Origin of the sequence: Luteimonas sp. TWI662 (assembly GCF_039673825.1) — a bacterium.
Classification (GTDB): domain Bacteria; phylum Pseudomonadota; class Gammaproteobacteria; order Xanthomonadales; family Xanthomonadaceae; genus Luteimonas.
This window is the reverse complement of sequence record NZ_JBDJMI010000011.1, coordinates 1-25,012: the sequence shown is the minus strand read 5'-3', so window position 1 is coordinate 25,012 and position 25,012 is coordinate 1. Positions and strand designations below refer to the sequence as shown.

The 25,012-nt window shown below is 70.6% G+C and carries 20 protein-coding genes; 8 read left to right on the top strand and 12 right to left on the bottom strand.

Translation table 11 applies throughout. From position 1 onward, the window contains the following. Positions 1-51: 51 nt before the first annotated feature. The 7 genes from zapE to ABE488_RS09425 all read right to left on the bottom strand — a co-directional run bounded on the left by zapE (position 52) and on the right by ABE488_RS09425 (position 7,088). A complete protein-coding gene (gene zapE / locus ABE488_RS09455) occupies positions 52-1,245 on the bottom strand; it encodes a cell division protein ZapE (RefSeq protein ID WP_346448053.1) in 1,194 nt (397 codons plus the stop codon). Positions 1,246-1,294: 49 nt separating this feature from the next. Then, entirely contained in the window at positions 1,295-1,960 is a 666-nt protein-coding gene (locus ABE488_RS09450) for an alpha/beta fold hydrolase (RefSeq protein ID WP_346448051.1), read from the bottom strand. A 25-nt stretch (positions 1,961-1,985) separates the two neighbouring features. Beyond that, positions 1,986-3,425 carry an ExeM/NucH family extracellular endonuclease gene (locus tag ABE488_RS09445; protein WP_346448049.1) on the bottom strand — a complete coding sequence of 480 codons (1,440 nt, stop codon included), beginning with the start codon at positions 3,423-3,425 and terminating at the stop codon, positions 1,986-1,988. Between the two features lie 97 nt (positions 3,426-3,522). Continuing rightward, positions 3,523-4,038 (bottom strand): c-type cytochrome, encoded by a 516-nt coding sequence (locus ABE488_RS09440; RefSeq protein ID WP_346443664.1) that lies wholly within the window; start codon positions 4,036-4,038, stop codon positions 3,523-3,525. Between the two features lie 136 nt (positions 4,039-4,174). Continuing rightward, the gene (locus tag ABE488_RS09435) at positions 4,175-5,860 is read right to left on the bottom strand and encodes an electron transfer flavoprotein-ubiquinone oxidoreductase (protein WP_346448047.1); all 1,686 of its coding nucleotides are present in this window, start codon (positions 5,858-5,860) and stop codon (positions 4,175-4,177) included. 118 nt (positions 5,861-5,978) lie between these two features. Next, a complete protein-coding gene (locus ABE488_RS09430) occupies positions 5,979-6,302 on the bottom strand; it encodes a DUF1820 family protein (RefSeq protein ID WP_183425241.1) in 324 nt (107 codons plus the stop codon). Positions 6,303-6,389: 87 nt separating this feature from the next. Then, on the bottom strand, positions 6,390-7,088 hold the full coding sequence (locus ABE488_RS09425) for a rhomboid family intramembrane serine protease (RefSeq protein WP_346443666.1): 699 nt from the start codon (positions 7,086-7,088) through the stop codon (positions 6,390-6,392). A gap of 228 nt (positions 7,089-7,316) precedes the next feature. On the opposite strand from ABE488_RS09425, the gene ABE488_RS09420 reads away from it, so the two are divergent. The 5 genes from ABE488_RS09420 (at position 7,317) to ABE488_RS09400 (ending at position 13,644) form a co-directional block, all read left to right on the top strand. Continuing rightward, complete coding sequence (locus ABE488_RS09420) at positions 7,317-8,657, top strand: outer membrane protein transport protein (RefSeq protein ID WP_346448046.1); 1,341 nt, start codon at positions 7,317-7,319, stop codon at positions 8,655-8,657. Between the two features lie 468 nt (positions 8,658-9,125). Beyond that, entirely contained in the window at positions 9,126-10,325 is a 1,200-nt protein-coding gene (gene purT, locus ABE488_RS09415; RefSeq protein ID WP_346448044.1) for a formate-dependent phosphoribosylglycinamide formyltransferase, read from the top strand. A 55-nt stretch (positions 10,326-10,380) separates the two neighbouring features. Further along, a complete protein-coding gene (locus ABE488_RS09410; RefSeq protein WP_346448042.1) occupies positions 10,381-11,163 on the top strand; it encodes a sulfite exporter TauE/SafE family protein in 783 nt (260 codons plus the stop codon). A gap of 73 nt (positions 11,164-11,236) precedes the next feature. Then, a complete protein-coding gene (locus ABE488_RS09405; protein ID WP_346448040.1) occupies positions 11,237-12,403 on the top strand; it encodes an amidohydrolase in 1,167 nt (388 codons plus the stop codon). 119 nt (positions 12,404-12,522) lie between these two features. Next, entirely contained in the window at positions 12,523-13,644 is a 1,122-nt protein-coding gene (locus tag ABE488_RS09400; protein WP_346448038.1) for a PLP-dependent cysteine synthase family protein, read from the top strand. Between the two features lie 73 nt (positions 13,645-13,717). Here ABE488_RS09400 and ABE488_RS09395 read toward each other — a convergent pair whose 3' ends face one another. Beyond that, complete coding sequence (locus ABE488_RS09395; RefSeq protein ID WP_346448036.1) at positions 13,718-14,269, bottom strand: hypothetical protein; 552 nt, start codon at positions 14,267-14,269, stop codon at positions 13,718-13,720. Between the two features lie 257 nt (positions 14,270-14,526). Between ABE488_RS09395 and ABE488_RS09390 the strand changes: the two genes are divergently transcribed. Continuing rightward, positions 14,527-17,409, top strand: coding sequence for a TonB-dependent receptor (locus ABE488_RS09390; protein WP_346448034.1), 2,883 nt, complete (start codon positions 14,527-14,529; stop codon positions 17,407-17,409). Here ABE488_RS09390 and ABE488_RS09385 read toward each other — a convergent pair. After that, a complete protein-coding gene (locus tag ABE488_RS09385; protein ID WP_346443676.1) occupies positions 17,382-18,629 on the bottom strand; it encodes an acyltransferase family protein in 1,248 nt (415 codons plus the stop codon). The genes ABE488_RS09390 and ABE488_RS09385 overlap by 28 nt on opposite strands. 152 nt (positions 18,630-18,781) lie before the next feature. Here ABE488_RS09385 and ABE488_RS09380 point away from each other — a divergent pair, with 152 nt between their 5' ends. Then, a complete protein-coding gene (locus tag ABE488_RS09380; protein WP_346448032.1) occupies positions 18,782-19,657 on the top strand; it encodes a LytTR family DNA-binding domain-containing protein in 876 nt (291 codons plus the stop codon). 42 nt (positions 19,658-19,699) lie between these two features. On the opposite strand, the gene ABE488_RS09375 is transcribed toward ABE488_RS09380, so the two are convergent. The 3 genes from ABE488_RS09375 to ABE488_RS09365 all read right to left on the bottom strand — a co-directional run bounded on the left by ABE488_RS09375 (position 19,700) and on the right by ABE488_RS09365 (position 23,088). Further along, positions 19,700-20,161 (bottom strand): bacteriohemerythrin, encoded by a 462-nt coding sequence (locus tag ABE488_RS09375; protein WP_346443678.1) that lies wholly within the window; start codon positions 20,159-20,161, stop codon positions 19,700-19,702. Between the two features lie 127 nt (positions 20,162-20,288). Further along, a complete protein-coding gene (locus ABE488_RS09370; RefSeq protein WP_346443680.1) occupies positions 20,289-22,637 on the bottom strand; it encodes a Tex family protein in 2,349 nt (782 codons plus the stop codon). Positions 22,638-22,740: 103 nt separating this feature from the next. Further along, positions 22,741-23,088 carry a DUF2007 domain-containing protein gene (locus tag ABE488_RS09365; protein WP_346443681.1) on the bottom strand — a complete coding sequence of 116 codons (348 nt, stop codon included), beginning with the start codon at positions 23,086-23,088 and terminating at the stop codon, positions 22,741-22,743. Between the two features lie 74 nt (positions 23,089-23,162). On the opposite strand from ABE488_RS09365, the gene ABE488_RS09360 reads away from it, so the two are divergent. Beyond that, positions 23,163-24,467 (top strand): sialidase family protein, encoded by a 1,305-nt coding sequence (locus tag ABE488_RS09360; RefSeq protein ID WP_346448031.1) that lies wholly within the window; start codon positions 23,163-23,165, stop codon positions 24,465-24,467. Positions 24,468-25,012: the final 545 nt, after the last annotated feature.

Here is a 25,012-nt window from a genome sequence, read left to right as displayed (position 1 = left end):
CCGACCGCAGGGCGGTTCGTCGGTCGCGGGATGCCGCGTGGGCGGCGTCGATTACGCCCGGTGTGCCCGCAGCAGGTATTCGGCGCTGCGCATCTCGATCAGACGCGAGGCGGTGCGCTCGAAGGCCGCCGCCAGCCGCTCGCCTGCGTAGAGCTGTGGCGGCTCGGCGTCGGCGGTGCACACCAGATTGACGCTACGGTCGTAGAGCTCGTCGATGAGCGTGACGAACCGGCGCGCCGCGTCGTCGCGGCGGGCATCCATCGTCGGGACGCCGCCCAGCAGCACGGTGTGGAACTCGGTCGCGATCTGGATGTAGTCGCTGGCGCCACGCGGGCCTTCGCACAGCGCGTCGAAGTCGAACCAGGCCATGCCGGTACAGCGCGCGCGTACCGGGATGCGACGGCCGTCGAGTTCGATGCCGGCGTCGCGATGCGCGTCGTCACCGCCCAACTCGCGCCAGCGCGTGTCGAGCCAGGCATCTGCGCCCGCATCGAGCGGCGTGCGATAGACCGGCGAGCGGGTCAGCGCGCGCAGGCGGTAGTCGGTGTCGCTCTCCAGATGCACCACATGGCAGTGCTGCTCGATCAGCGCGATCGCCGGCAGGAAACGCGCGCGCTGCAGGCCGTCCTTGTACAGGTCGCTGGGTGCGGCATTGGAACTGGTCACCAGCACGATGCCGTCGGCGACCATGCGTTCGAGCAGCCGTGCGAGCAGCATCGCATCGCCGATATCGCTGACGAAGAACTCGTCGAGCACGAGCACGCGCAGCCCGGCGTCGCGCCAGCCGCGCACGATCGCGGCCAGCGGATCGCGCTCGCCGGCATGGGCGCGCAGCGCCGCGTGGACCTCGCGCATGAACCGGTGGAAGTGCGTGCGCCGCTTGCCGCCCAGTCGGGGATCGGGCTCGGGACTGCGCTCGGGGTCGCGCGGCGCGGCAGGCGCCGACGCGTCGGCGCGCGCTTCGCTCTTGTGCGTCCGCAGCGCCAGGCCGTCGTGGAACAGGTCGATCATGAAGGTCTTGCCGCGCCCCACGCCGCCCCACAGGTACAGCCCGGGGATGCCGTCGTCGTGACCGTTGCCGGCGAACAGGCGGCGGAGCAGGCCGCGCCGGGGCGGCGGCTCGTGCAGGGCCCGGTGCAGCCGGTCGAGCTCGACCAGCGCCGGTTGCTGCGCGGGATCGTGCTGCCAGTCGCCGCGCGCGACGCCTGCGGCGTAGCGCGCGGAGGGCAGCGGTGGCAGGCTCATCGCCGGCCTCGCATCATGGCGTCGCCGGGGCGGGCAAGGCGGGTGTCGATCATCGCGGATCGGGCAGGTAACCCCGCACGCCGTTCTTCACCACACCGCGCAGGTCGATCATCCGGCGGTGGAAGAAATGGCCGGTGTCGGGCATGCGCACCAGTTCGGCCTGGGCGTCGCGCTCCTCGAGCCAGCGATAGACCGCCTCGGGGTCGACGATCTCATCGGACTCGCCCTGGATCACCAGCCACGGGCAGTCGGGCAGCACGATACGGTCGAAATCCCAGCGCCCGGCGGGCGGGGCGACCGAGATCAGCAGGTCGGGCTTCAACGCATCGCTGGCACGCAACGACACATAGGCGCCGAAGCTGAAGCCGGCCAGCCACAGCGCATCGCCCGGCCGCTCCCGGCGCACCCACTCGACCACGGCGGTCAGGTCGTCGGTCTCGCCGTCGCCGCGGTCGAACTGGCCTTCGGAGGCGCCGGTGCCGCGGAAATTGAAGCGCAGCGTCGTCGCCCCGAGTTCGCGCAGCGAGCGCGCGACCATCGTCACGACCTTGTTGTGCATCGTGCCACCCTCGGTGGGCAGCGGATGGCAGACCACCGCGACCAGCGGCAGCGCGGGGACGTCGGCCTCAGGCAGATCGATGGCGGCTTCGAGTGCGCCGACGGGGCCGGCCAGCGTCAATGGGCCGGATTGCGTGGGAAAGGTGGGGGACATCATGCCGCGATGATAAACACCCGTGCGTTTACTCGCCGCGCAGACGCAGGCCCACCACCAGGGGGTCGTGGTCGGAACTGCGCCACGGCGTGCCGTCGGGCGTGCCCGAATCGGGCTCGTCGGCATTGTTGTGCCACTTCGCCGCGCCGTGCACGCGCGACGCCAGCGACGGGCTCAGCAGCAGATGGTCCAGACGACCGGACTGCGCATCGAAGACGAAGCTGTAGCGCGTCGGCGCCGGTTCGGTGTCGAAGGGGTCGCGCCAGCCGGCGTCGACGAATGCGCGTACCGGATCCTCCATTGCGTAGGCGTTGAAATCGCCGACCACGGCGATCCGGTCGCCGCTGCCGGTCGGGTCGCTCGCCAGCCAGGCCAGCAGCCGGCGCGCGGACTCGGTGCGGGTGGCATTCCAGCACGCCTGGCCGTCGCCCTGGTCGCGATCGGCGCCCTCGGCGTCGCGGCAGCCCTTCGATTTCAGATGCACCGTGACGACCGAGAAGGCCGCACCTGCATCGCGACCGTTGCGCAGCGGCACGAAGGCCTGGGCGAGCGGGACGCGGCTGTGGGCCACGTACGGGCCGCCTTCGAGCATCGCCGGCGCCCCCTGGGGCCGGACGCGCGTGCTGCGATAGAGCAGGCCGACCCGGATCGCGTTGTCGCCCGGCCCCTGGCCGGCGTCGACGAAGCGCCAATCGCGCGCAGGTCCGGCGGCATTGAGCGCACCCACCAGTTGGGCGATGCTCGCGTCGGAGTCGTAGCCGTCGTTCTCCAGTTCCATCACGGCCGCGATGTCGGCGTCGAGTGCGGCGATCGTGGCGACCAGCCCAGCGACCTGGCGTGCCAATGCCTCGGGCGTCTTCGCGCCGCGTGCGGTGGGAAAGCCGCCGCCGCGCCCGTCGCCGTTGAACAGGTTCTGCAGGTTGAAGGCGGCGATCCGCAGGTCGCCGCCGACCTGCGGCGGTGCCGGGCGTGGCGCCAGGGCGACCGCCGGTCGCGCGGTCGCGCGCAGCCGCCAGCCATCGTCGCTGCGTTCCACGATGCCTTCCACGCCGGTCAGCACGCTGCCGGTGCGCAACGCCCGTGCGTGCTCGGGCAGATACCACGGCACGCCGCGTTCGGGCGGATCGTCGCGGCCGTCGTCGAGCTCGATGCGGCGTGCGCGGTTGCTTGCAGCCACGGCTGCGGCATCGGGTCCGGGACGGGCGATCTCGGTCGGGGTGAACAGACGACCATCGAAGCTCGCCAACAGCGCGCCATCGCGGGCCAGCCGGTGCCGGCCGCTGACCGTCAGCGGCGCGTCGATGCGGACCCGCTGGCCGGCGAGCGGCGTCCAGTCGGCCGGCGCTGCGGACAGCGTCACCGGTGCGGGCGTCGCCGCTTCGTGGCCGGGCGCGCGCTCATGGACGGGACTGCCCGCGCGACAGGCGGCGAGCAACAGGCAGAGCGGTAGGGCCAAGTGCATGCGCATCACGGAAACTCCAGGCGGGCAGGGCCGAAACGACGACGCCGCCCGAAGGCGGCGTCTCGAGCATCGGGCAGCGCCGGGCATGGCGGCGCGCCGCAGCTTACTTCAGATTGTCGACCATCCAGTCGACGACGGCGTGCATCTGCTCGTCGGTCAGTGCCGGGTTGCCGCCGCGCGCGGGCATCACGCCGGCCGCGCCGGTGAAGCCTTCGATCGAATGCTTGTACAGCGTGTCCTTGCCCTGGGCGAGTCGCGCATCCCAGTGCGCGTGGTCGAGCGTCGGCGCGCCGCCGGCGCCGGAGGTATGGCAGCCCGCGCACAGGTTCTCGAAGATCACCGAGCCTTCGAGCGTGCCGCCGTAGGCGGCCTGCGAGGTCGCTGCGGCCGCCGCTGCAGCCGATGCGGCCGCTTGCGCGGCGGCACCGGTGGCGCCGGCATAGACCGCGCCCACCGGCGCGATGCGTGCCTCGGTACGCTGGGCGACGTTGGGCGGGACTTCGGTCGGTAGCGAACGATGCAGGAACCAGGCGCCAGCGATCAGGCCCAGTGTGACGATGGTCAGAAACACCAGCACCATCGAGAAGCGCTTGAGGAATTCGAGATCGTAGTTGCGCACGAAGCACCCTTGGCTTTGGCGACATGGTCCGCGGACCACAGCTGTCGGCGAGTATACGGCCAGGTCGGCGAAAATGCCTGCGGCGTTCCGTCGCGGCGGCGCAGCATCGCCGCGGTGCAACGCCGCTTGCGCAGGCTCACATCCCCGCGTAGTTCGGGCCGCCGCCGCCCTGCGGGGCGACCCAGACGATGTTCTGCGTCGGGTCCTTGATGTCGCAGGTCTTGCAGTGCACGCAGTTCTGCGCGTTGATCTGCAGCCGCGGGCCGTCGGGTCCTTCGACGAACTCGTAGACCGCCGCCGGGCAGTAGCGTGCTTCCGGCCCGCCGTAGGTCGCCAGGTTCACGTCCACCGGCACGCGCGGGTCCTTGAGCGTGAGATGCGCGGGCTGATCCTCGTCGTGGTTGGTGCTCGACAGGTAGACCGAGCTCAGCCGGTCGAACGTCAACACACCGTCGGGCTTGGGATAGGCGATCTTGGCGTGTTGCGCGGCCGGCTCCAGGCAGGCGTGGTCGGGGCGATCGCGGTGCAGTGTCCAAGGCGGCGTGCGGATGCCCAGCTTGGGCAGCAGCCATTGCTCGACACCGGTCATCAGGGTCGCGGTCGTGCGGCCCTTCTTGAACCACTGCTTGAAGTTCTTGGCCTGCGCGAGTTCGGCATGCAGCCAGCTCGACTCGAACGCGGCCGGGTAGGCGGCCAGTTCGTCGCCGGCGCGGCCCTCGCCCAGCGCCGCGAATGCGGCCTCGGCGGCGAGCATGCCGGTCTTGATCGCCGCGTGGCTGCCCTTGATCCGGCTGGCGTTGAGCGTGCCGGCCTCGCAGCCGACGAACGCGCCGCCGGGGAACACCAGCTTCGGAATCGACAGCAGGCCGCCGGCGGTGATCGAGCGCGCGCCGTAGCCGATGCGCTTGCCGCCCTCCAGGTACTGGCGGATCGCCGGATGGGTCTTGAAGCGCTGGAATTCCTCGAACGGACTCAACCACGGATTGCGGTAGTCCAGGCCGACGACCAGGCCGATGGCGACCTTGCCGTCCTCGGCGTGATAGACGAACGAGCCGCCGTAGGTGTCGTCGCTCAAAGGCCAGCCGGCGGTATGCACCACCAGGCCCGGCTCGTGCTTGGCCGGGTCGACCTGCCACAGCTCCTTGATGCCCAGGCCATAGCTCTGCGGGTCGCGGCCGTCGTCGAGCGCGAAGCGCGCGATCAGCTCGCGGCCCAGTTGCCCGCGCGAGCCCTCGGCGAAGATCGTGTACTTGGCATGCAGTTCCATGCCCAACTGGAACTCGGCGGTCGGCTGGCCATCCTTGCCGATGCCCAGGTTGCCGGTCGCAACCCCACGTACCGCGCCATCGTCGGTGTAGAGCACTTCGGCGGCGGCGAAGCCGGGGAAGATCTCCACACCCAGGCCTTCGGCCTGCGTCGCCAACCAGCGCGTGACCGCGCCGAGGCTGACGATGTAGTTGCCGTGGTTCTTGAAACAGTCGGGCAGCAGGAAGTCCGGCGTGGCCTTCGCGCCGGTCTCGTCCAGAAACAGGAAGGCATCGCGCGTGACTGCCTGCTTCAGCGGCGCGCCTTGTGCCTGCCAGTCGGGAATCAGTTCGGTCAGTGCGCGCGGATCGACGATCGCGCCCGAGAGGATGTGCGCGCCGGGTTCGGAGCCCTTCTCCAGCACGCAGACCGACACCTCGCGTCCGGCCTCGGCGGCCAGTTGCTTGAGCCGGATCGCGGTCGACAGGCCACCGGGACCGGCCCCGACGACGACCACGTCGTACTCCATCGATTCGCGCGGGCCGTGGGTCTGCAGCAATTCCTGAGGTGTCGTCATCGTTGCCTTGGGCGAGTGCCTGGGTGATGGGAGCGTCCGTCGGACAGCATCGCAACCTGCATGCGATGGCGGGGTGGCCGCGGCCGGCAAGTGTAGCGCGCCGGCCTGCGCGGTCCGCTCAGCGCGGCTTGGCAGGCAACGGGAACGGTGTGACGACCTTCTCGCCCGAGGTCGCATCGCGGATCGCCGACTGCCCCTTCTTCTCGACTTCCTCGACCCGCAGCACGCTCTGCATCGGCAGATGCAGCGTGCGGGTGTGACCGAATTCGGCTTGCAGGCGTTCTTCGGTCGGATCGACGACCAGGCCATCGTGTACGTCGAACACCAGATCCGAGACTTCGACAAAGCCCCACAGCCGTCCGCTCTCCACGCGCTGCGCATACAGCTCGTAGACCTTGCCGTGGGTCAGGAAGGTGATCTTGTAGAGCGTCTTGGCGGTCATGGCGAAAGTATAAGAGCCGGGCTTGGGCTAAGCGACGCCACGGCCGGCGCCTTCGAATGCCCGGTCCCGATTGTTCGCGTTAGGCCTTCAATAGCCCTTGAGTCGCCGCAGCCGCTGGCCGATCGCGTGGCGCGAGACGAGCGCAAAAACGACGCCGACCAGGAATCCGGCCAGATGCGCAGCCCAGGCCACCGCGCCGAAGGCCGGGCCGATATAGGCGAAGAACACCTGCAGCAGGGCCCACACGCCGATCAACAGCGAGGCCGGCGCGCGGACGAACTCCAGGAACAGGCCCAGCGGCACGACCACGCCCAATCGCGCGCGCGGGAACAGTGCCAGGTAAGCGCCGATCAGCGAGGACACCGCGCCGCTGGCACCGATGATCAACCGGTCCGGCGCGCCGATCGCCAGCACCGCGGCCAGGTTCGCCACTGCCCCGCCCAGGACGAACAGCACCAGCAGCCGCCAGGCGCCCATCAGGCGCTCGGCCGGCAGGCCGAAGATCAGCAGGAACACCAGGTTGCCCAGCAGGTGCGCCCAGTCGGCATGCAGGAACAATGCCGTCACCAGGCGCAGCCACGGGCCGGGGTCGAGCCAGTTGACCAGCACGCCGTCGGTGCCGACCGGCTCGCCGTACAGCGCGCCCCAGTCGAGCAGCAGGGCGTAGTGCTCGTTGGCCGAGCGCGTGCTCGCCCACAGGAACGTCACCCACAGCAGCACGAACAGCATCGGCACGGCCCAGCGCAGCGGGGCTTTGGCGCGACGATTGGGGATCGAGACGAACATGGGCGCACGCATTGTCGAGGGCGCGCAGGCGCGGGTAAAGCGCGTCGAGGGGGGTGTCCGGTATGCCGCAATGCAGCACGTTTCCAGACGGTTAGGTACGGTATAGTGCGCCCGCCGAGCGCGTCGGGAGGGGTTTTCCGAAGGCGAACGGGCACGCAAGACGCGGCTTCGCTCCCGTTCGGGCGAGCGAAGCCCGGACCATAAGCACACCTTCGGAGAGAGGCGACCATGGCGACCCACCCCCGCATCATTCAATGCACCGCGTTGGCGCTCGGCATCGCCGGCGCCCTGTCATTCGCTGGCCAGGCGCACGCCGCCGGCTTCCAGCTCAAGGAAAACAGCGTCAAGTCGATGGGCGCCGCGTTCGCGGGCACCGCCGCCAAGACCGGCGACAGCTCGGTGGTCACCAACAACCCGGCGGTGATGACCCAGTTCGAAGGCACGACTGTGCAGGCCGACCTGACCGTCATCGACCTCAATTACGAATACAAGGGAGCCGCTGTCGATGCCCTCGGCCGCCCGATGTCCGGCAGCAACGGCGGCAACGCAGGCGATGTGACCCCGGTGCCGGCGCTGTCGGTCGTGCACAAGTTCGACAACGGCACCGCGCTGGGCGCGATGGTCAGCGCGCCGTTCGGCCTGAAGACCGAGTACGACCCGGGCTGGGTGGGCCGCTACGCGGCGCTGAAGTCGGAAGTGAAGATCGTCGACCTGACGCTGTCGGGCGCGGTGGACCTGGGCGACCGCTTCTCGGTCGGCCTGGGCGTCATCGCCTCGCGCGCGGACGTCACGCTGTCGAAGGGCGTGGATTTTGGCGGTCTGCTGGCATCGAGCGGCGTGCCGCTGCCGTTCGCGCAGCCGCAGGGCGCAGACGGCACGGCCGAGGTGCAGGGCGACGACAACGGCTTTGGCTGGCTGATCGGCGCGCACTTCCGTCCGACCGACGCGGTGTCGATCGGCGTGAGCTATCGCTCGGAAATCGATTACGAGCTGACCGGCACCGTCGACTGGACCGTGCCCGGCAATGCGCGCGCGGTGTTCGATGCCAGGCCAATGACCCGTCCGTTGTTCATCGATGGCAAGGCCCGTGCCGAGCTGACCACGCCGTCGATCCTCAACGTCGGCGCGTCCTGGCAGGTCACCGATGGCTTCATGCTGGCGGCGACCTACGCTCGCACAGGCTGGGAATCGCTGCGTGAGGTGCGCATCCAGTTCGAGAACCCGGATCCGGACTCGGTCGAGCCGTTCGACTGGAAGAACAGCGATTTCTACTCGCTGGGCGCCGAGTTCCAGCTCAACGACGCCTGGACGCTGCGTGGCGGCGTGGCCTACGACGAGACGCCGACCAGCATCGAGCACCGCACGCCGCGCCTGCCCGATGCCAACCGCATGTTCTATTCGGTGGGTGCGACCTGGAAGCTCAACGACGCGTTCGACGTCAACCTGGCCTACACCCGCATCGAGCCGCGCAATCCGCGGATCGACACCACGAGTGGTGGCGCGCGCGTCTACGGCGACTTTGACGGCAACGCCAACCTGTTCGGCGTGTCGGCGCAGTACCGCTTCTGATCGCAGCGGCTTGGCTTGACGAAAAGACCCCGCCTCGGCGGGGTCTTTTTTTGGTTCTTCGCCGAAGGCAGGGCAAGCGCGCGTCGTGCCGGCGGGGACTGCTCCCGGCTCGGTCAGCCCGCTCCACGGTCCTGCCCGGCGCACCCCGCCGGGCCGGACCGACCCGCGAAGCGGCGCGGGCGCGCGCCCGAGTCAAGGCAGGGGGGAGCATGGATGGCGTGCGCGGCACTGCCGCGCATCCATCCGAACGCCACGCATGCTTCGCATGGCCGGCCTTGACCGAGGGGAGAACGGCTTGCGGCTGGCAGGCGGCTGCGCATCCGGAGTGGAACTTCCATCCCCGCACTTGGAACCCGCATATGCCGCTGCGGCCTGCGGACGCCGCTGCGTGTGGCCCGGCTGGGGCGGCTGGCGCCGGGCGATTAGAATTCCCGGTCTGCCCCCGCCTTTCCCGGAAAACCGTCCCCCATGGCCATCTTCGGTACGCCGCTGTCCCCGTCCGCCACCCGCGTGCTGCTGCTCGGCTCGGGAGAGCTGGGCAAGGAGGTCGCGATCGAGCTGCAGCGATTCGGCGTCGAAGTGATCGCCGCCGATCGCTACGCCGATGCGCCGGCGATGCAGGTCGCCCATCGCAGCCACGTGCTCGACATGCTCGATCCGGCCGCGTTGCGCGCGCTGATCGACGCCGAGCACCCGCATCTGGTGGTGCCCGAGATCGAGGCGATCCACACCGACACGCTGGTCGCGCTCGAACGCGAGGAAGGGCTGCAGGTCGTGCCGACCGCACGCGCGACGCGGCTGACGATGGATCGCGAGGGCATCCGCCGGCTCGCGGCCGAGACGCTCGGCCTGCCGACGTCGCCCTATCGCTTCGTCGATACCCATGCGCAGTACCGCGAGGCGATCGCAGCGATCGACCTGCCGTGCGTGGTCAAGCCGGTGATGTCGTCGTCGGGCAAGGGCCAGAGCACGGTGCGCACGGCGGCCGACATCGATCCGGCCTGGGACTACGCGCAGACCGGCGGCCGTGCGGGCGCCGGGCGCTGCATCGTCGAGGGCTTCGTCGACTTCGAGTACGAGATCACGCTGCTGACCGTGCGCCATGCCGGCGGCACCGCGTTCTGCGCGCCGATCGGCCATGTGCAGATCGCCGGCGACTACCGCGAAAGCTGGCAGCCGCAGGCGATGTCGCCGCGCGCGCTGGCGCGGGCCCGCGAGATCGCCCGGGCGGTCACCGACGACCTGGGCGGGCGCGGGGTGTTCGGTGTGGAACTGTTCGTGCGCGGCGACGAGGTCTGGTTCAGCGAGGTCTCGCCGCGCCCGCACGACACCGGCCTGGTCACGCTGGCCTCGCAGGACCTGAGCGAGTTCGCGCTGCATGCGCGCGCGATCCTCGGCCTGCCGATCCCGGTCGATGGCGACGAGACGGTGCTGCTCACCGGACCCGGCGCGTCCTGCGCGCTGCTCGCGCAGGGACATGGCGTGCCCGCGTTCTCGGGCGTCGCGGCGGCGCTGCAGGCGCCGCACAGCGCGCTGCGCTTGTTCGGCAAGCCGTCGGTGGCGGGCCAGCGCCGGGTCGGCGTGACCCTGGCGCGCGGCGAGGACGTCGAGGCCGCGCGGACCACGGCCCGCGAGGCGGCGGCGGCGATCTCGATCGAGTTGACGTGAGCGCCGTGGTGCCGTGTCGTGCATTTGGAGGCCGCCGGCCGTGTTGAGTGCGTCGATGCTGCTGTTCCCGGTGCTGGGCGCGGTCGCAGGGATCCTGGCCGGCCTGCTGGGGATCGGCGGCGGGCTGGTGCTGGTGACCGCACTGGTCTGGTTGCTGCCGGCCTATGGCATTCCGAAGGACGCCGCGATGCATGCCGCGCTCGCGACCTCGTTGGCGAGCATCGTGCTCACCGGCATGTCGTCGGCCCGCGCGCACCACCGTCGTGGCAGTGTCTTGTGGCCGTCGGTCGCCTGGCTGGTGCCTGGCATGTTGATCGGCGGCTGGCTGGGTGCGCGGCTGGCGATCGGGCTCGACGGCGAGGTGCTCAAGTACGGCGTGATCGCGTACTGCGCGCTCGCCGGCACCCAGATGCTGCTGTCGCGCTCGCCGCCCGAGACCGGGGCGGCGGTCGTGCCGTCGGGCGCGGGTATGACCGGCGCCGGCATCGGCATCGGCATTGCCTCGTCGCTGGTGGGCATCGGCGGCGGCAGCATGACCGTGCCGTTGCTGGTCTGGCGTGGCGTGCAGCCGGTGCGTGCGGTCGGCACCTCCGCGGCCTGCGGTGTATTCATCGGCTTGGCCAGTGCGTCGGGCTATGCGCTGCAGGCGCCGGGCGACGTGCTGCCGTCGATGGCCTGGGGCTATGTCTATCTGCCGGCCGCGATCGGCATCGCGCTGGCCTCGGTGCTGGTCGCGCCGCTGGGCACCCGGCTTGCGCATGCGATCAGCGGGCCGGCGCTCAAGCGGGTGTTCGCGATCTTCATGTACTGCATCGGCGCCAGCCTGCTGCTGTGGTGAGCCGCCGCGCTGCCGGCGCCCGCGTCCCCCTGGATTTCGAACCGGCGCGCTGTGCCGCCGATGGAGTGTTGCGATGACCGTGTCTTCCCCCCACGTGCCCGAATCGATCAGCGCGCTGGCGCCGACGATGACCGACTGGCGCCAGGCGATCCACGCCTGGCCCGAGCTCGGTTTCGAGGAACAGCGCACTTCGGCGCTGGTCGCCGACACCCTGCGCGCGCTCGGCCTCCAGGCGCATACGGGTCTGGGCGGCACCGGCGTGGTCGCCGTCATCGACAGCGGCGTGCCGGGCCTGTCGATTGGCTTGCGTGCGGACATGGACGCGCTGCCGATGGATGAGGACAGCGACCTGCCGTTCCGCTCGCAGCGTCCCGGCGTGGCCCATACCTGCGGTCACGACGGACACACCGCGGCGTTGCTGGGCGTGGCCCGCCACCTGGTCGCGCATCCGCCGGCCAGCGGGCGCGTGGTGTTGATCTTCCAGCCGGCCGAGGAGGGCGGGCGCGGCGCGATCCGGATGATCGAGGACGGGCTGTTCGATCGGTTCCCCTGCGACGAGGTCTATGCCTTCCACAACATGCCCGCGCTCCCGTCCGGCCGGGCCAGCGTGCGCGCCGGCGCCACGCTGCAGTCGCTGGCGGTGTTCGAGATCGCGATCGAAGGCATCGGCGGTCACGCGGCCGCGCCCCATCGTGCGAACGATCCGCTGCAGGTGGCCGCCCGCCTGGCGGTGGACATCGGCGCGATCGTCGGCCGCCACATCGACCCGATGGAAGCGGCGCTGATCAACGTCGGCTCGCTGCAGGCCGGCACGACCCACAACATCATTCCCTCGACCGCCTCGCTCAGCGGGACGATCCGCTCGCTGTCGACGGACGTGCACGAGGCGCTGCTCGCTCGCCTGCGCGCGCTGTGCGAGGGGCATGCGCAGATCTCGGGCTGCACGATCGGGCTGGAGATCCCGCATTCGTGCCCGCCGTGCGTCAACGCACCCGCGCAGGCCGCGCTGGCGGCCGAGGCGATCGGCGACGTGCTCGGCGCGGAGAACGTCAGCACCGATCTGCGCGCCTACCCCTTTTCCGACGATTTTTCGTACATGCTGCAACAGTGGCCCGGCGCCTACCTGTTCCTGGGCATGGACAGCGCCATGTGCCACCACCCGACGTTCCGTTTCGACGATGCGCTGCTGCCGGTCGCGGTCGCGGTGTTCGACCGCATCGTGCGCCGGCGCCTGGGCTGAGCACCGCGCCCGCGCGTCCGCGCGCCGGGCCGGTGGCATTCGCCGCCGGCCCGGCCAGGGCTTAAGCTGTCCTCGCGCCGCCGCGACGCGCGGCGTCCCGATGTTCCTTCGAGTGCCCCATGCCCAACCGCGACTGGGTGGCGCAGGCCATCCGCAAGATCGAGGCCGATTTCAACCGCTCGGCCGACACCCACCTGATTCCGCTGGCGTTGCCGGGCTTTCCCGGCATCGAGGTGTACTTCAAGGACGAGTCCAGCCATCCGACCGGTAGCCTGAAGCACCGGCTGGCGCGTTCGCTGTTCCTCTACGCGCTGGCCAACGGCTGGCTGCGTGCGGGCAGCACGGTGGTCGAGGCCTCCAGTGGGTCGACCGCGGTGTCGGAGGCCTACTTCGCGCGGCTGCTGGGCCTGCCGTTCGTCGCGGTGATGCCGGCCTCGACGTCGCCGGAGAAGATCGCCGCGATCGAGTTCCAGGGCGGGCGCTGCCATCTGGTCAAGAACGCCTGCGACATCGCCGCGGCCTCGATGCAGCTGGCGCGCGAATGCGGCGGGCATTTCATGGACCAGTTCACCTATGCCGAGCGCGCGACCGACTGGCGGGCCAACAACAACATCGCCGAGTCGATCTTCAAGCAGATGGCGCAGGAAGTGCACCCGGTGCCGGCGTGGATCGTGTGCAGCGCCGGCACCGGCGGCACCAGCGCGACGATCGGGCGCTATGCGCGCTACCGCGGTTTCGACACCCGGGTGCTGTGCGCCGATCCCGAGCATTCGGCGTTCTTCGACCACTATGCGCGCAGCTTGCGCCGCGAGCCGGCGCCCGAGGACCTCGCGCCGACCCCGCCCTCGCGCATCGAAGGCATCGGCCGGCCGCGCGCAGAGCCCAGCTTCATTCCCGGCTGCGTCGATGCGATGGTCCGCGTTCCCGATGCCCTGAGCCTGGCGGGCATGCGCTACGTCAACGCGCGCTTGGGCCGGCGCGTCGGCGGCTCGACCGGCACCAACTTCGTCGGCGTGTTGCGGGTCGCGCAGACCATGCGTGCGGCCGGCCGCAGCGGCGCGATCGTCACCATCCTGTGCGATGGCGGCGAGCGCTACGCGCACAGCTACTACAGCGCCGACTGGATCGCCGCGCAGGGCTTCGACATGGACGCGGCCGATGCCGCGATCCGGGCCAGCGCCGACACCGGCGCCGAGTTGCCGTCGCTCGTCGACGCGGTCCGCGATCAGGCGGGCGGCTAGCCCCGACGCACGCGCAAGCCAACGGGCGGGCGCCGTGACCGGGCGCCGTATGCGGCGCCCGGCGCCTGCAACGTCAGTCCTGGATGGCGACGATGCCAACCTGCGGATGGGCGCAGGCGGCGTCAGCGCAGACACTGCCGATCCATACCTGGCCATTGCCCAGCATCACGCCCTGCGCGTTCACGAACAGGGCGTCGAACGTCTGTGCGGCAACGGCCCGAGCGATATCGGCCGTGATGATGCGGTCGTACTCGCGCTCGAACGCGGCTGCATCGGCGATCTCGCGTTCCTGGCCCGCCACCTTCACGCGCAGCGGGTAGATCGGCAGTGCGGCCACGGCCTTGGCGTCGTGAGCGGCCACGCCCTTCTGCAGGGCAGTGAACACGGTTTCGTAGGGCGCGGCATCGCCCAGCACCTGGCCGATGCGCTGGCGTGCATCGCCCGTCGATTCGACCGCGGCCGCCGGTGCGGCCTCGGGCACTGGGGCCGGTGCATCGGCGGACGGGGCCGGTGCAGAGGCGTCGGACGACGGACGCGCGTCGGCAGTGGCGGAGGCTGGCGGCGGAGCCGGCTGCGAACAGGCCGCCAACAGGGCGGTGGACAGCAGGAGCAAGGGCAGGCGCATGGGACAGGCTCGCGGGTGGACGGGTCCCCAGCCTAGCGGGCGCTGCGTCAGCCTCGCATGCAGGCCCGCACGCACCCGCGTTGCGGGCCGGACGCCCTGCAGCCAGGCCTGCGCGCGTCGAGAGTGGCGATCCGTTGCCCGCGGCGCCGGCCTGCGGGGGAGTCAACCTGGGGCTGACCCCAGGTGCGGCCAGGTTAAAGATTCGTTACAACGAATCTGCCGGTAGGAGGCCGGTGCCCCCCGCTACAGGAGCCCGCATGATGCCGATCCGCCGCCACCGACTGGCCGCAGCCGTCTCGTCGTCCCTGCTCGTCGTTCTTCCGCTCGCCGCTGCCGCCCAGCAGCAGATCCCGGCTCCCGCGCCGCAGGCGCGCACGCTCGACACTGTGCAGGTCACCGGCACCCGCATCCGCAAGGCGGAGATGGAGACCGCGGTCCCGGTCCAGGTGCTCACGCGCGAGGACATCCAGCGCAGCGGGTTCACCTCCGTCGCCGACATCGTGCAGACCCTCACTGCCAGCGGCGCCGCGCTCAACACCAAGTTCAATTCCAGCGGCAACTTCGGCTTTCCGCCCGACGGCGGCGGCGTCGGCGCCGGCGCCGCGACGGTCGACCTGCGGCACCTGGGTGCCAAGCGCGTGCTGGTGCTGGTCGACGGCATCCGCTGGGTCAACGAGTCCTCGGCCTCGGGCGTCGGCTCGGCCGTCGACCTCAACACCATTCCGCTGTCGCTGATCGAGCGCATCGAAGTGCTCGAGGACGGCGCGTCGTCGATCTACGGCTCCGATGCGATCGCCGGTGTGGTCAACATCATCACCCGTCGCGATGCCGACGGCGGCAGCCTCGACCTGCACTACGGCGAGTACGACGACCTCGGCGGTGCGACGTGGGGCGCGGATCTGGGCTGGGGCGGGCACAGCGAGCGCGCCCAGTGGTTCTTCGGCGCCTCGTACTACAAGCAGCGGCAGATCGCCTCGACCAAGTTCGACAACGCCAGCGTGCCGGTGCCGGGCACGGGGCTGGCCAACGGCAGCTCGGCCACGCCAGGCGGACGCTTCGTCTTCCGCGATCCCAACACCGGTGAGGATTTCGACCTCACCCCCAACGACGGCGCGACCTCGCCGGTCTACGACCCCGGCCAGACCGGCTGCGCGCGGACCGACGACTTTCATTGCTTCGGCACTGCCGATCGCTACAACTTCGCGCCCAACAACCTGCTGCTGACCCCGTCGGAGCGCAAGTCGGTGTTCGGCCAGGTGCGCTTCGAGTTCAGCCCGCAGCTGTCGGCCTATACCCGCGTGCTGTACAACACGCGCACCTCGGCCAACCAGGCTGCGCCCGAGCCGTTCTTCCTCGGTACCGATGCCGGCGTCTACAACCCCTGGGCCGAGCAGCGGCTGACAATCTCCGCGCGCAATCCCTACAACCCCTTCGGCTTCGATCTGACCACGGAGGGCGACGACCCGAACCTGTTCCTGCTCGGCCGCCGTCCGGTCGAGGGCGGACCGCGCCGCTACACCCAGGACGTCAAGACCTGGTACGCCGCCGCCGGGCTCGAGGGCCTGCTGGGCGTCGGCGATCGCACCTGGAACTGGGATGTCAACCTTGTCCGCAGCCAGAGCCGCGCCGAGCAGGTCAACGTCGGCAGCTACAACGTGCGTCGCATCAACGAAGCGTTGGGCGACCCCGACGCGTGCGCGGCGATCACCGGCTGCGTGCCGCTGAACGTGTTCGGTGGCCCGGGCACGATCACCCAGGAGATGCTCGCCTTCATCCAGCCGGTGGTGCGCGATGCCAGCCGCAACACGCTGACCCTGGCCTCGGCCAACATCACCGGCGATCTCGCGCGGCTGCCGGCCGGCGCGCTGTCGTTCGCGGCGGGCCTGGAGCATCGCCGCTACGAGGGCAGCTACACCCCCGACCCGATCACGATCGCCGGCGAGTACAACGGCGTGCCCTCGGGCGCGACCTCGGGCGACTACGACGTCAACGAGGCCTATGCCGAGTTCAACGTGCCGCTGCTGCGCGACTCGTGGCTGGGCGACAGCCTCGATCTGAGTATCGCCGGACGGTATTCGGACTACTCGACCTTCGGCGGCGAGACCACCGGCAAGGTCGGCTTGCGCTGGCAGCCGGCCGACGAGTTCCTGCTGCGCATGAGCTATGCCGAGGGCTTCCGTGCGCCGTCGATCGGCGAGCTCTACGGCACGCTCAGCCGTTTCGACGCGACCCTCGTCGATCCCTGTTCGGGCGCCGCCTCGTCGTCGCCGGTCTGCGCCGCCGACGGCGTGCCGGCAGGCTACGAGCAGACCAACTCGCAGATCTCGGTGGTGACCTCGGGCAATGCCGAGCTCGAGCCTGAGCACAGCCGCAGCCTGATGGTCGGCGCGGTCTGGAGCCCATCGTTCGCCGACGGCGTGGCGTGGTCGGACCGCCTGGACCTGGGCGTGACGTTCTACCGCCATCACATCGACGGCGCGATCCAGGCTCCGGACGCCCAGGCGATCCTCGAACGCTGCATCGCCACTCGCGATCCGCTGGCCTGCGCCTCGTACGACCGCAGCGAGCGCGGGCAGATCATCCGCTTCGACGACATCCTGGCCAACCTCGGCACGATCAAGACCGACGGCTGGGATTTCACCGCCGGCTGGACGCTGCCCGAGCACGACTGGGGCCGCCTGCGCTTCGATGCGAAGGCGACCTGGGTCGGCCGCTACGAACTGGTCAACGAGTCGGGCCAGGCCGAGCCGCGGCGGCCCGGCGTCGAGGTCAACAACAGCGCGATCCCCGAGTGGACCGGCACCCTGGTCACCGACTGGACGCGTGGGCCGTGGTCGCTGGCCTGGACCATGCGCTACATCGACCGGCTGGTCGAGTCGTGCGGCGGTGCGATCGGCTTTGCGATCTGCCCCGACAGCGCCAACGACCGCAACGCGCTCGGCGCGACGACCTACCACGACCTGCAGTTGTCCTGGCGCAGCACCGCCTGGCTCGAGGGCACACGGGTGAGCGTCGGCGTCAACAATCTCACCGGCAAGACGCCGCCGGTGTGCCTGAGCTGCAGCCTCAACGGCTACGATGCCTCGACCTACGACCTGCCCGGCCGTTTCGTCTACGCGCGGCTGGGCGTGGACTTCTGACCCGTGACGGGAGGGGCGGCCCCAGGCGCGCGCCGCCCCTCGCCTCCCGCCAGCCCGAACAGCGGGCGCAGCCAGCGCACGCGCCGGATCAGCAGCTCGTGGATGAGCACGCAGCCGGCCGCGGTGATCGCCAGCACCCCCAGCGGTTCCCATAGCGGACCCAGGCCCAGCGGGATCAGCCAGTACGCGGCCAGCACGATCAGGCTCTGGTGCAGGATGTACCAGGGATACACCGCCTCGCTGGCATAGGCCAGGCCCGGCCACGGCCGGTTGAGCGCATGGGCGCCCCAGGCCAGCAGCGCGAGCAGAGCGGTCCACCAGTAGATCGCCAGCGCCACGATCGACACGCCCTGCCAGCCGGCCTCGGGCATCAGCGCGAGGAACGGCGCGCGCGATAGCGCGCCGGCGTCGATCAGATGGCCCACCGCCCGCAGGCCCACGTTGATCCCGCCAGCGGACAGGGCCAGTCCGAGCCACGACCAACGTCCCGCTCGCAGCCGGGCCCACACCACGTCGCTGTCGGCGATCAGGACACCGACGACGAAGGCGACGAAGTAGCGCGCGTGGTTGAACCAGTCGTCGATGAGCGCGTGCGTCGATGGGAAGTGCGGTTCGATCGTCAGCAGCGAGACCAGGTACCAGGCCGGCGGCAGCAGCCACAGCAGCCAGCGCCCACGCGTGGTCAGCCAGTCGCGCAGCCGGCCGCCGCGAAGCCGCCCCAGCAACGGCCGCATGGCGAGCACCGCCAGCGTGTACGCCCACAGGTAGGGCAGGTACCACAGGTGGTTCCAGGTGAAGCCGTACTCGGCGCCGGTGAACGTGCCGGCCGGCCAGGGCCGGAACTGCAGGTAGCGCAGCAGGAAGGCGCCGTAGCCGGGGTCGATCGTGCCCAGCATCCGCGCCTCGCAGTAGGCCTGGACCGGCACGATCGCGACGATGCCGAAGGCCAGCGGCAGCAGCAGGCGCCAGCTGCGGCGCGCCGCCAGCGCACCGGGCGCGCGCCGGGCCAGCACCAGGCCGAGCGCCAGCCCCGAGATCAAGAACAGCAGCGACATGCGCCAGCGGTTGATCGCGACCATCGGCCACTCGACCCAGGCCAGCAGGGTCGGGCTCTTGATGTGGAAGCCCCAGTCGACCACGTAGACCATGCCCACGTGGTAGAGGATCAACAGGCCGAAGGCGATCACCCGCAGGGCGTCGATGTCGTGGCGTCGGGACATGGGAGCTGCCCATGGGAAGGGAGCGCCATCGTCGGCCCCAGGGCCCGTCCACCGGCGCGGCAAGGGCCGAGACGACCGCCCCCGGGGACGAACGGACGGCCCCGCGGGGCGGCGCGGCCCGCGGCCGCGAGCCGGCTGCCTACAATGCCGCGATGTCCTCACGCCCGTCCGATGCGCCGTCCGCGGCCGAACGCTATCTGGCCATTCGCCGCCCGCTCGAGGTCGGCTACTGGCTGGTCACCTGCCTGCTGTCGGCAGTGGGCAACAGCGCGACCGTCTGGATCGATGTGCAGCGCGCGGGCCTTGGGAGCGCGCAATGGGAAGTGGTGAGCTGGGAGGCGGGCAGTGCGCTGGCACTGCTGGCGCTGGTTCCGGCCACGGTCTGGTTCACCGCGCGCTGGCCGGTGCACCTGGACACCTGGTGGCGGCGACTGCCGCTGTACGCGCTGGCGAGCGTGGTCTGGTCGCTGCTGCACGTGGGCCTGATGGTCGGCATCCGCAAGGCGGTCTATGCGCTACACGGCGCCCGCTACAGCTTCGACGATGCCTATCTCTACGAATACCTCAAGGACGTGCGCACGTTCCTGGGCATCGTGGTGTTGTTGCACGGTTACCGGCTGCTGCTCAGGCGCCTGCAGGGCGAGGCCTCGCTGCTCGCCGCGCCCGACGACGGCGCAGCGCCCGTGGAGCCAGTGGAGCGGCCCGAGCGTTTCCTGGTGCGCAAGCTCGGTCGCGAGTTCCTGGTCGCCGCCGACGACATCGAATGGGTGCAGGCCGCCGGCAACTACGCCAACCTGCACGTGCGCGGCAAGGTGTATCCCTTGCGCAGCACTCTGGCCGACCTGCAGGCCCGGCTCGATCCGGCGCGCTTCGTGCGCGTGCACCGCAGCCATCTGGTGAACGTCGCGCGCATCGCCTCGATCGAGCCGCTCGACAGCGGCGATGCGCGGCTCCATCTCGACGACGGCACCGTGGTGCCGTGCAGCCGGCGCTGCCGCGAGGCGCTGCGCGCGGCGACCGGCGGCTGATCCACCGCTGCGGCGCGTGCGCGGGCGCCGCGCCGGTCTGCTTCAGCGGAAGAAGCGCAGCAGGGTGCGACGCAGCCAGCCGCCGTTCTCGTGCGTCCTGGCGAAGCCGTTGAGATGCTGCTTGACTGTCGGTGAGTAGGCCTTGTCGTCGCTGCGGATGTGGTTGAACAGCCAGCGCACGAGCATTGCGCGCAATTCGTCGAGCATATCCTCGCCGGCCTGGAAGCGCAGCCGATACTCCTGGACGCGGCGCGCAAACAGTTCGTGGACACGGCGATGGGCGGCGCAGAACGCATAGCCCGCTTCTTCCATCAGCGCCTCTTCGAACGCGAAGTGCGACAGCGTGTAGTCGACCAGCTCGTCGAGCACCTCGCTGACGGCTTCGCGCGAGTGCCCGTGCCGCGCGAGTTCGAGCTGGTTGATCATGTCGACGATCCGCCGGTGCTGGCCATCGATGACATCGATGCCCGTGTCCAGTTCGGCCCGCCATACCACTACCGACATCGTCCTCGCCCCGCCATCCGTCTGGTTGCAGGGCATCTTGGGCGGCGATCCGGGGGCCGGCCTTGATCGGACGCAATGACGCCGCGCGTTCGGCGTGCTTGTCCAGCACGCGGCGGCACAGGTGCGATCAGCTGCGGCGCGCGCGTGCGAAGGCGTCGGCGAGCGCGTTGTTGGCCGGCGGCGCACTCGGCTTGGGCGCACCGCCACCCGGGCGGCCGCCGCGGCCGGGCCCGCGCGGATCGCGCGTTGCTGCGTCGCGCTGGCCGCGTGCCTCGCGCGGTGCAGGCGTATCGTCCAGGCGCCGGGTCAGTGCGATGCGCTTGCGCGCCACGTCGACCTCCAGCACTTTGACCTTGACGATGTCGCCGGCCTTGACCACGTCGCGCGGGTCCTTGACGAAGGTGTCCGACAGCGCCGAGATGTGCACCAGCCCGTCCTGGTGCACGCCGATGTCGACGAACGCGCCGAACGCGGCAACGTTGCTGACCACGCCTTCGAGGATCATGCCTTCGCGCAGGTCCTTGATGTCTTCCACGCCCTCGGCGAACTGCGCGGCCTTGAACTCCGGACGCGGGTCGCGACCGGGCTTTTCCAGCTCCTTGAGGATGTCGCGCACCGTGGGCTCACCGAAGCGCGCATCGGTGAACTGCGCCGGCTTGAGCCCGCGCACGAAGCTGCCGTCGCCGATCAGCGAGGCGATCGGGCGGCCGGTGGCCGCGACGATGCGCTCGACCACCGGATAAGCCTCGGGGTGCACCGACGAGGCGTCAAGCGGCTCGTCGCCGTCGGCGATGCGCAAGAAACCCGCGCATTGCTCGAACGTCTTCTCGCCCAGGCGCGGGACCTTGAGCAGGTCGCGGCGGCGCTTGAACGGCCCGTTGGCGTCGCGATGCACGACGATATTCTCCGCGACCCCGGCCGACAGCCCCGACACGCGCGCCAGCAGTGCGCTGGACGCGGTGTTGACGAACACGCCGACCGCGTTGACGCAGTCCTCGACCTTGGCATCGAGCGCACGCGCCAGCCGGTACTGATCGACATCGTGCTGGTACTGGCCCACGCCGATCGCCTTGGGCTCGATCTTCACCAGTTCGGCGAGCGGGTCCTGCAGGCGCCGCGCGATCGACACCGCGCCGCGCAGCGACACGTCGAGCTGCGGGAACTCCCGCGCGGCGGTCTCGGAGGCCGAGTACACCGACGCGCCGGCCTCGCTGACGACGATCTTCTGCAGTTTGAGTTCCGGCGCGCGCTTGATCAGATCGGCGACCAGGCGGTCGGTCTCGCGCGAGGCGGTGCCGTTGCCGATCGCGACCAGTTGCACGCCGTGCCGCGTGCACAGCGCCTGCAGCACGTGCAGCGACTGGTCCCACTGCCGGCGCGGCTCGTGCGGGTAGATCGTCTCGGTCGCGACCAGCTTGCCGGTCGCATCGACCACCGCGATCTTGCAGCCGGTGCGGATGCCCGGGTCGAGCCCGAGCACGGTCTTGGGGCCGGCCGGTGCGGCCAGCAGCAGGTCCTTGAGGTTGTCGCCGAAGACCTCGATCGCCTGGCCCTCGGCTTTCTCGCGCGCCTTGCCCAGCAGGTCGATCATCAGATGCAGGTGGATCTTCGCGCGCCAGGCCAGCCGGCAGGCATTGCGCAGCCAGGCGTCGGCCGGGCGGCCGCGCTCGGCGATGCCGGCATGCAGCGCGATGCGGCCCTCGGCGTACGCGTTGCCCTGCTCGGCGTCATTGCCCGGGTCGAGCTCGAGCGTCAGGAACTCCTCGCGCCGGCCGCGCAGCAGCGCCAACAGGCGGTGCGAGGGAATCTTCGCCAGCGGCTCGGCATGGTCGAAGTAGTCGCGGAACTTTTCGCCAGCCGTTTCCTTGCCCTCGACGACCTTCGCCCGGATCACACCGTTGGCGTCGAGCCAGTCGCGCAGCTCGCCGATCAGCGCTGCGTCCTCGCCCCAGCGCTCGATCAGGATCGCGCGCGCGCCTTCGAGCGCGGCCTTGACGTCGGCCACGCCCTTGTCGGCATCGACGAAGCCGGCAGCGACGTCCTCGGGCACCTGCGTCGGGTCGGCCAGCAGGCCGTCGGCGAGCGGCTCGAGCCCGGCCTCGCGGGCGATCTGCGCGCGCGTGCGGCGCTTGGGCTTGTAGGGCAGGTACAGGTCCTCGAGGCGCGCCTTGCTGTCGGCCGCCTCGATGTCCCCGCGCAGCTCGGGCGTGAGCTTGCCCTGCTCGTCGATGCTCGCCAGGATCGCGGCGCGCCGCTCTTCGAGCTCGCGCAGGTAGCCCAGGCGGACCTCGAGGTTGCGCAGTTGGGTGTCGTCCAGGCCGCCGGTGACCTCTTTGCGGTAGCGCGCGATGAACGGCACGGTCGCGCCTTCATCGAGCAGCGCGATCGCACTGATCGCCTGGGCGGGCTGGGCGCCGATCTCGGCGGCGATGGTCTCGGCGATCCTGCGGGAAAGAGCGGCGTCGGGCTGGTACATCGGGTCCGAAAGCTGTCGCGGCAGCGGTGCCGCGGGCGGATTGTGGCCCCCAGGTCGCGGCAGCGGAACCCGTTGACAAGGCCGCCGTGCGCAGGTTGGGCCGCTATCGGCGGCGGCGCCAGGGCAGCGGCAGCTGGAACACCACCAGCGCGACCCAGGCCAGACGGCTCGACCAGCTCTCGCGATCGACCGGCACCGGCGCCTGCGCCGAAGTGCCCTCGTCCGGCAGCGTATACGCGCCGGCATCGAGCTCGGCGATGATCGCGCGGGCCCGCGCCAGCTCGGCATCGGGCACGTGCACCTTGACCCCGCCGATCGCCAGCCGCCACTCCCAGTTCGCCAGCGCCATGTGCGCGTCGCCGACAAAGGCGTCGATGCCTTCGGCTTGCAGACGGCCGCAGACGAGCTGCGCTTCGAGCGGATCGGTGTAGCGGGCGACGATGACGGTCATCGGACGGCGACGGCGGCGAACACGGCCAAAGAGTACCCTTGCGCACTGAACACGTTCTCACGCTGAGGCCGCGCATGTCCCGTCCGCTCCGCGCTCCGCGCATCGTCCTTCCCAGCCTGCTCGCGCTCGCGTTCGCCGGATGCGGCGGCCAGGAGGCAGCCCCGGCCGCACCCGCCGCCAACACGCCGGTCGATGCGCCGAGCCAGCGCGTGGACTGGCCGTTGCCGGCCACAGGGCCAGGCTCGAGCGCGCCCGACCTCGTCGCCGGCCCCGACGGCCTGCTGGTGCTGAGCTGGATCAACTCGCGGCAGGGACGCCGTCATGCGTTCCAGTACTCGCGCTTCGATCCCGTGGCGCAGCGCTGGCGCAATGCGCCGACCACGATCGCGATCGGCAACCGCATGTTCGTCAACTGGGCCGACACCCCGCACGTGCTGCCGACACCCGACGGCGCGCTGTGGGCGCACTGGCTGCAGAAGCGCGGCGATGCGCCCTACGCCTACGACGTGGTGCTCGCACGCTCGCGCGATGGCGGCGCCAACTGGAGCGCGCCGATCCCCGCCCACGACGATGGCACCGCCACCGAGCACGGCTTCGTGTCGATGTGGGCGCAGGGCGGCGGCCTCGGCCTGGCCTGGCTCGACGGCCGCAACACCGGCGGTGGCCATGCCGACGACGCCGACGGCGACCATGAGGCGCATGCGGGTGCGCCGATGACCCTGCGCGCGGCGGTGTTCGACGCCAACCTGCAACGCACGGTCGAGCACGAGATCGATGCCCGCGTCTGCGACTGCTGCCAGACCGCAGCTGCGGTCACCGGGCGCGGTCCGGTCGTCGTCTATCGCGGCCGCACCGAGGCCGAGGTCCGCGACGTCATGCTGACGCGCCTGGAGAACGGCGCCTGGCGGCCGCCCGCGCGCGTGCACGCCGACGACTGGACGATGCCCGCCTGCCCGGTCAACGGGCCGTCGGTGGCGGCGCAGGCCGATGCGGTGCTGGTGGGCTGGTACACCGCCGCCGGCGATACGCCGCGCGTGCAGCTGGCGCGCAGCGTCGATGCCGGTGATGCGTTCGCCGAACCGGTGGTGCTCGACAGCGGCCCGGCGGTGCAGGGGCGCGTGGCCGTCGCGCTCGACGACGCGCAGGCCTGGGCGGTGTGGCTGCGCGAGGACGACGCCGGCGGCCAGTCGCTGTGGCTCTCGCGGCGCAGCCCGGACCTTTCGACCGAATACGAGCGCATCGAACTCGCCCGCCTGCAGGGGCGTGGCCGTGCGACCGGTTTCCCGCAGTTGCAGGTGCTCGGTGGGCAGGCCTATGTGGTCTGGACCGACGTCATCGACGGCGCGCCGCAACTGCAGGGCGCGCGGCTCGTGCGCTGACGTGCAGGCGGCGACGATCCACCAAAGCACCTTCCCCGCGCGCGCGGGAGATCGGCGCGCATAGCGCCGGCCGGTGCGAGGCACCGCCGCGAGCGTACCTGCGATCGCGGCGGGGGCGACAAACGGGCTGCAATCCACGTGCCCGTAAAGGCACGCACCGGCGCGGCACTCACCGAAGTGAATCTCGCGCTGGTTGCAATCCACGCGTCCGCGAGGGCGCGACCAGCCCACCGAAACGCTGACGCCGCTGGAAACCAAGTTGCAAACCACGGGCCCACGAGGGCGCGACGCTCGTGGCAGTTCCTCATCGACCCGCCGATCATGTTGCAATCCACGCGTCCGTGAGGGCGCGACGACCGCGGCGAGCAAAGCGAGCGACTGCCGATCACGTTGAAATCCACACGCCCGTGAGGGCGCGACCGCTGGCCGTCGACCTCGGAGGTTGTCACCAGGAAGTTGCAATCCACGCGCCCGTGAGGGCGCGACGCGAACGCATCCGCTCGATCACCTGGGCATGACCATGTTGCAATCCACGCGCCCGTGAG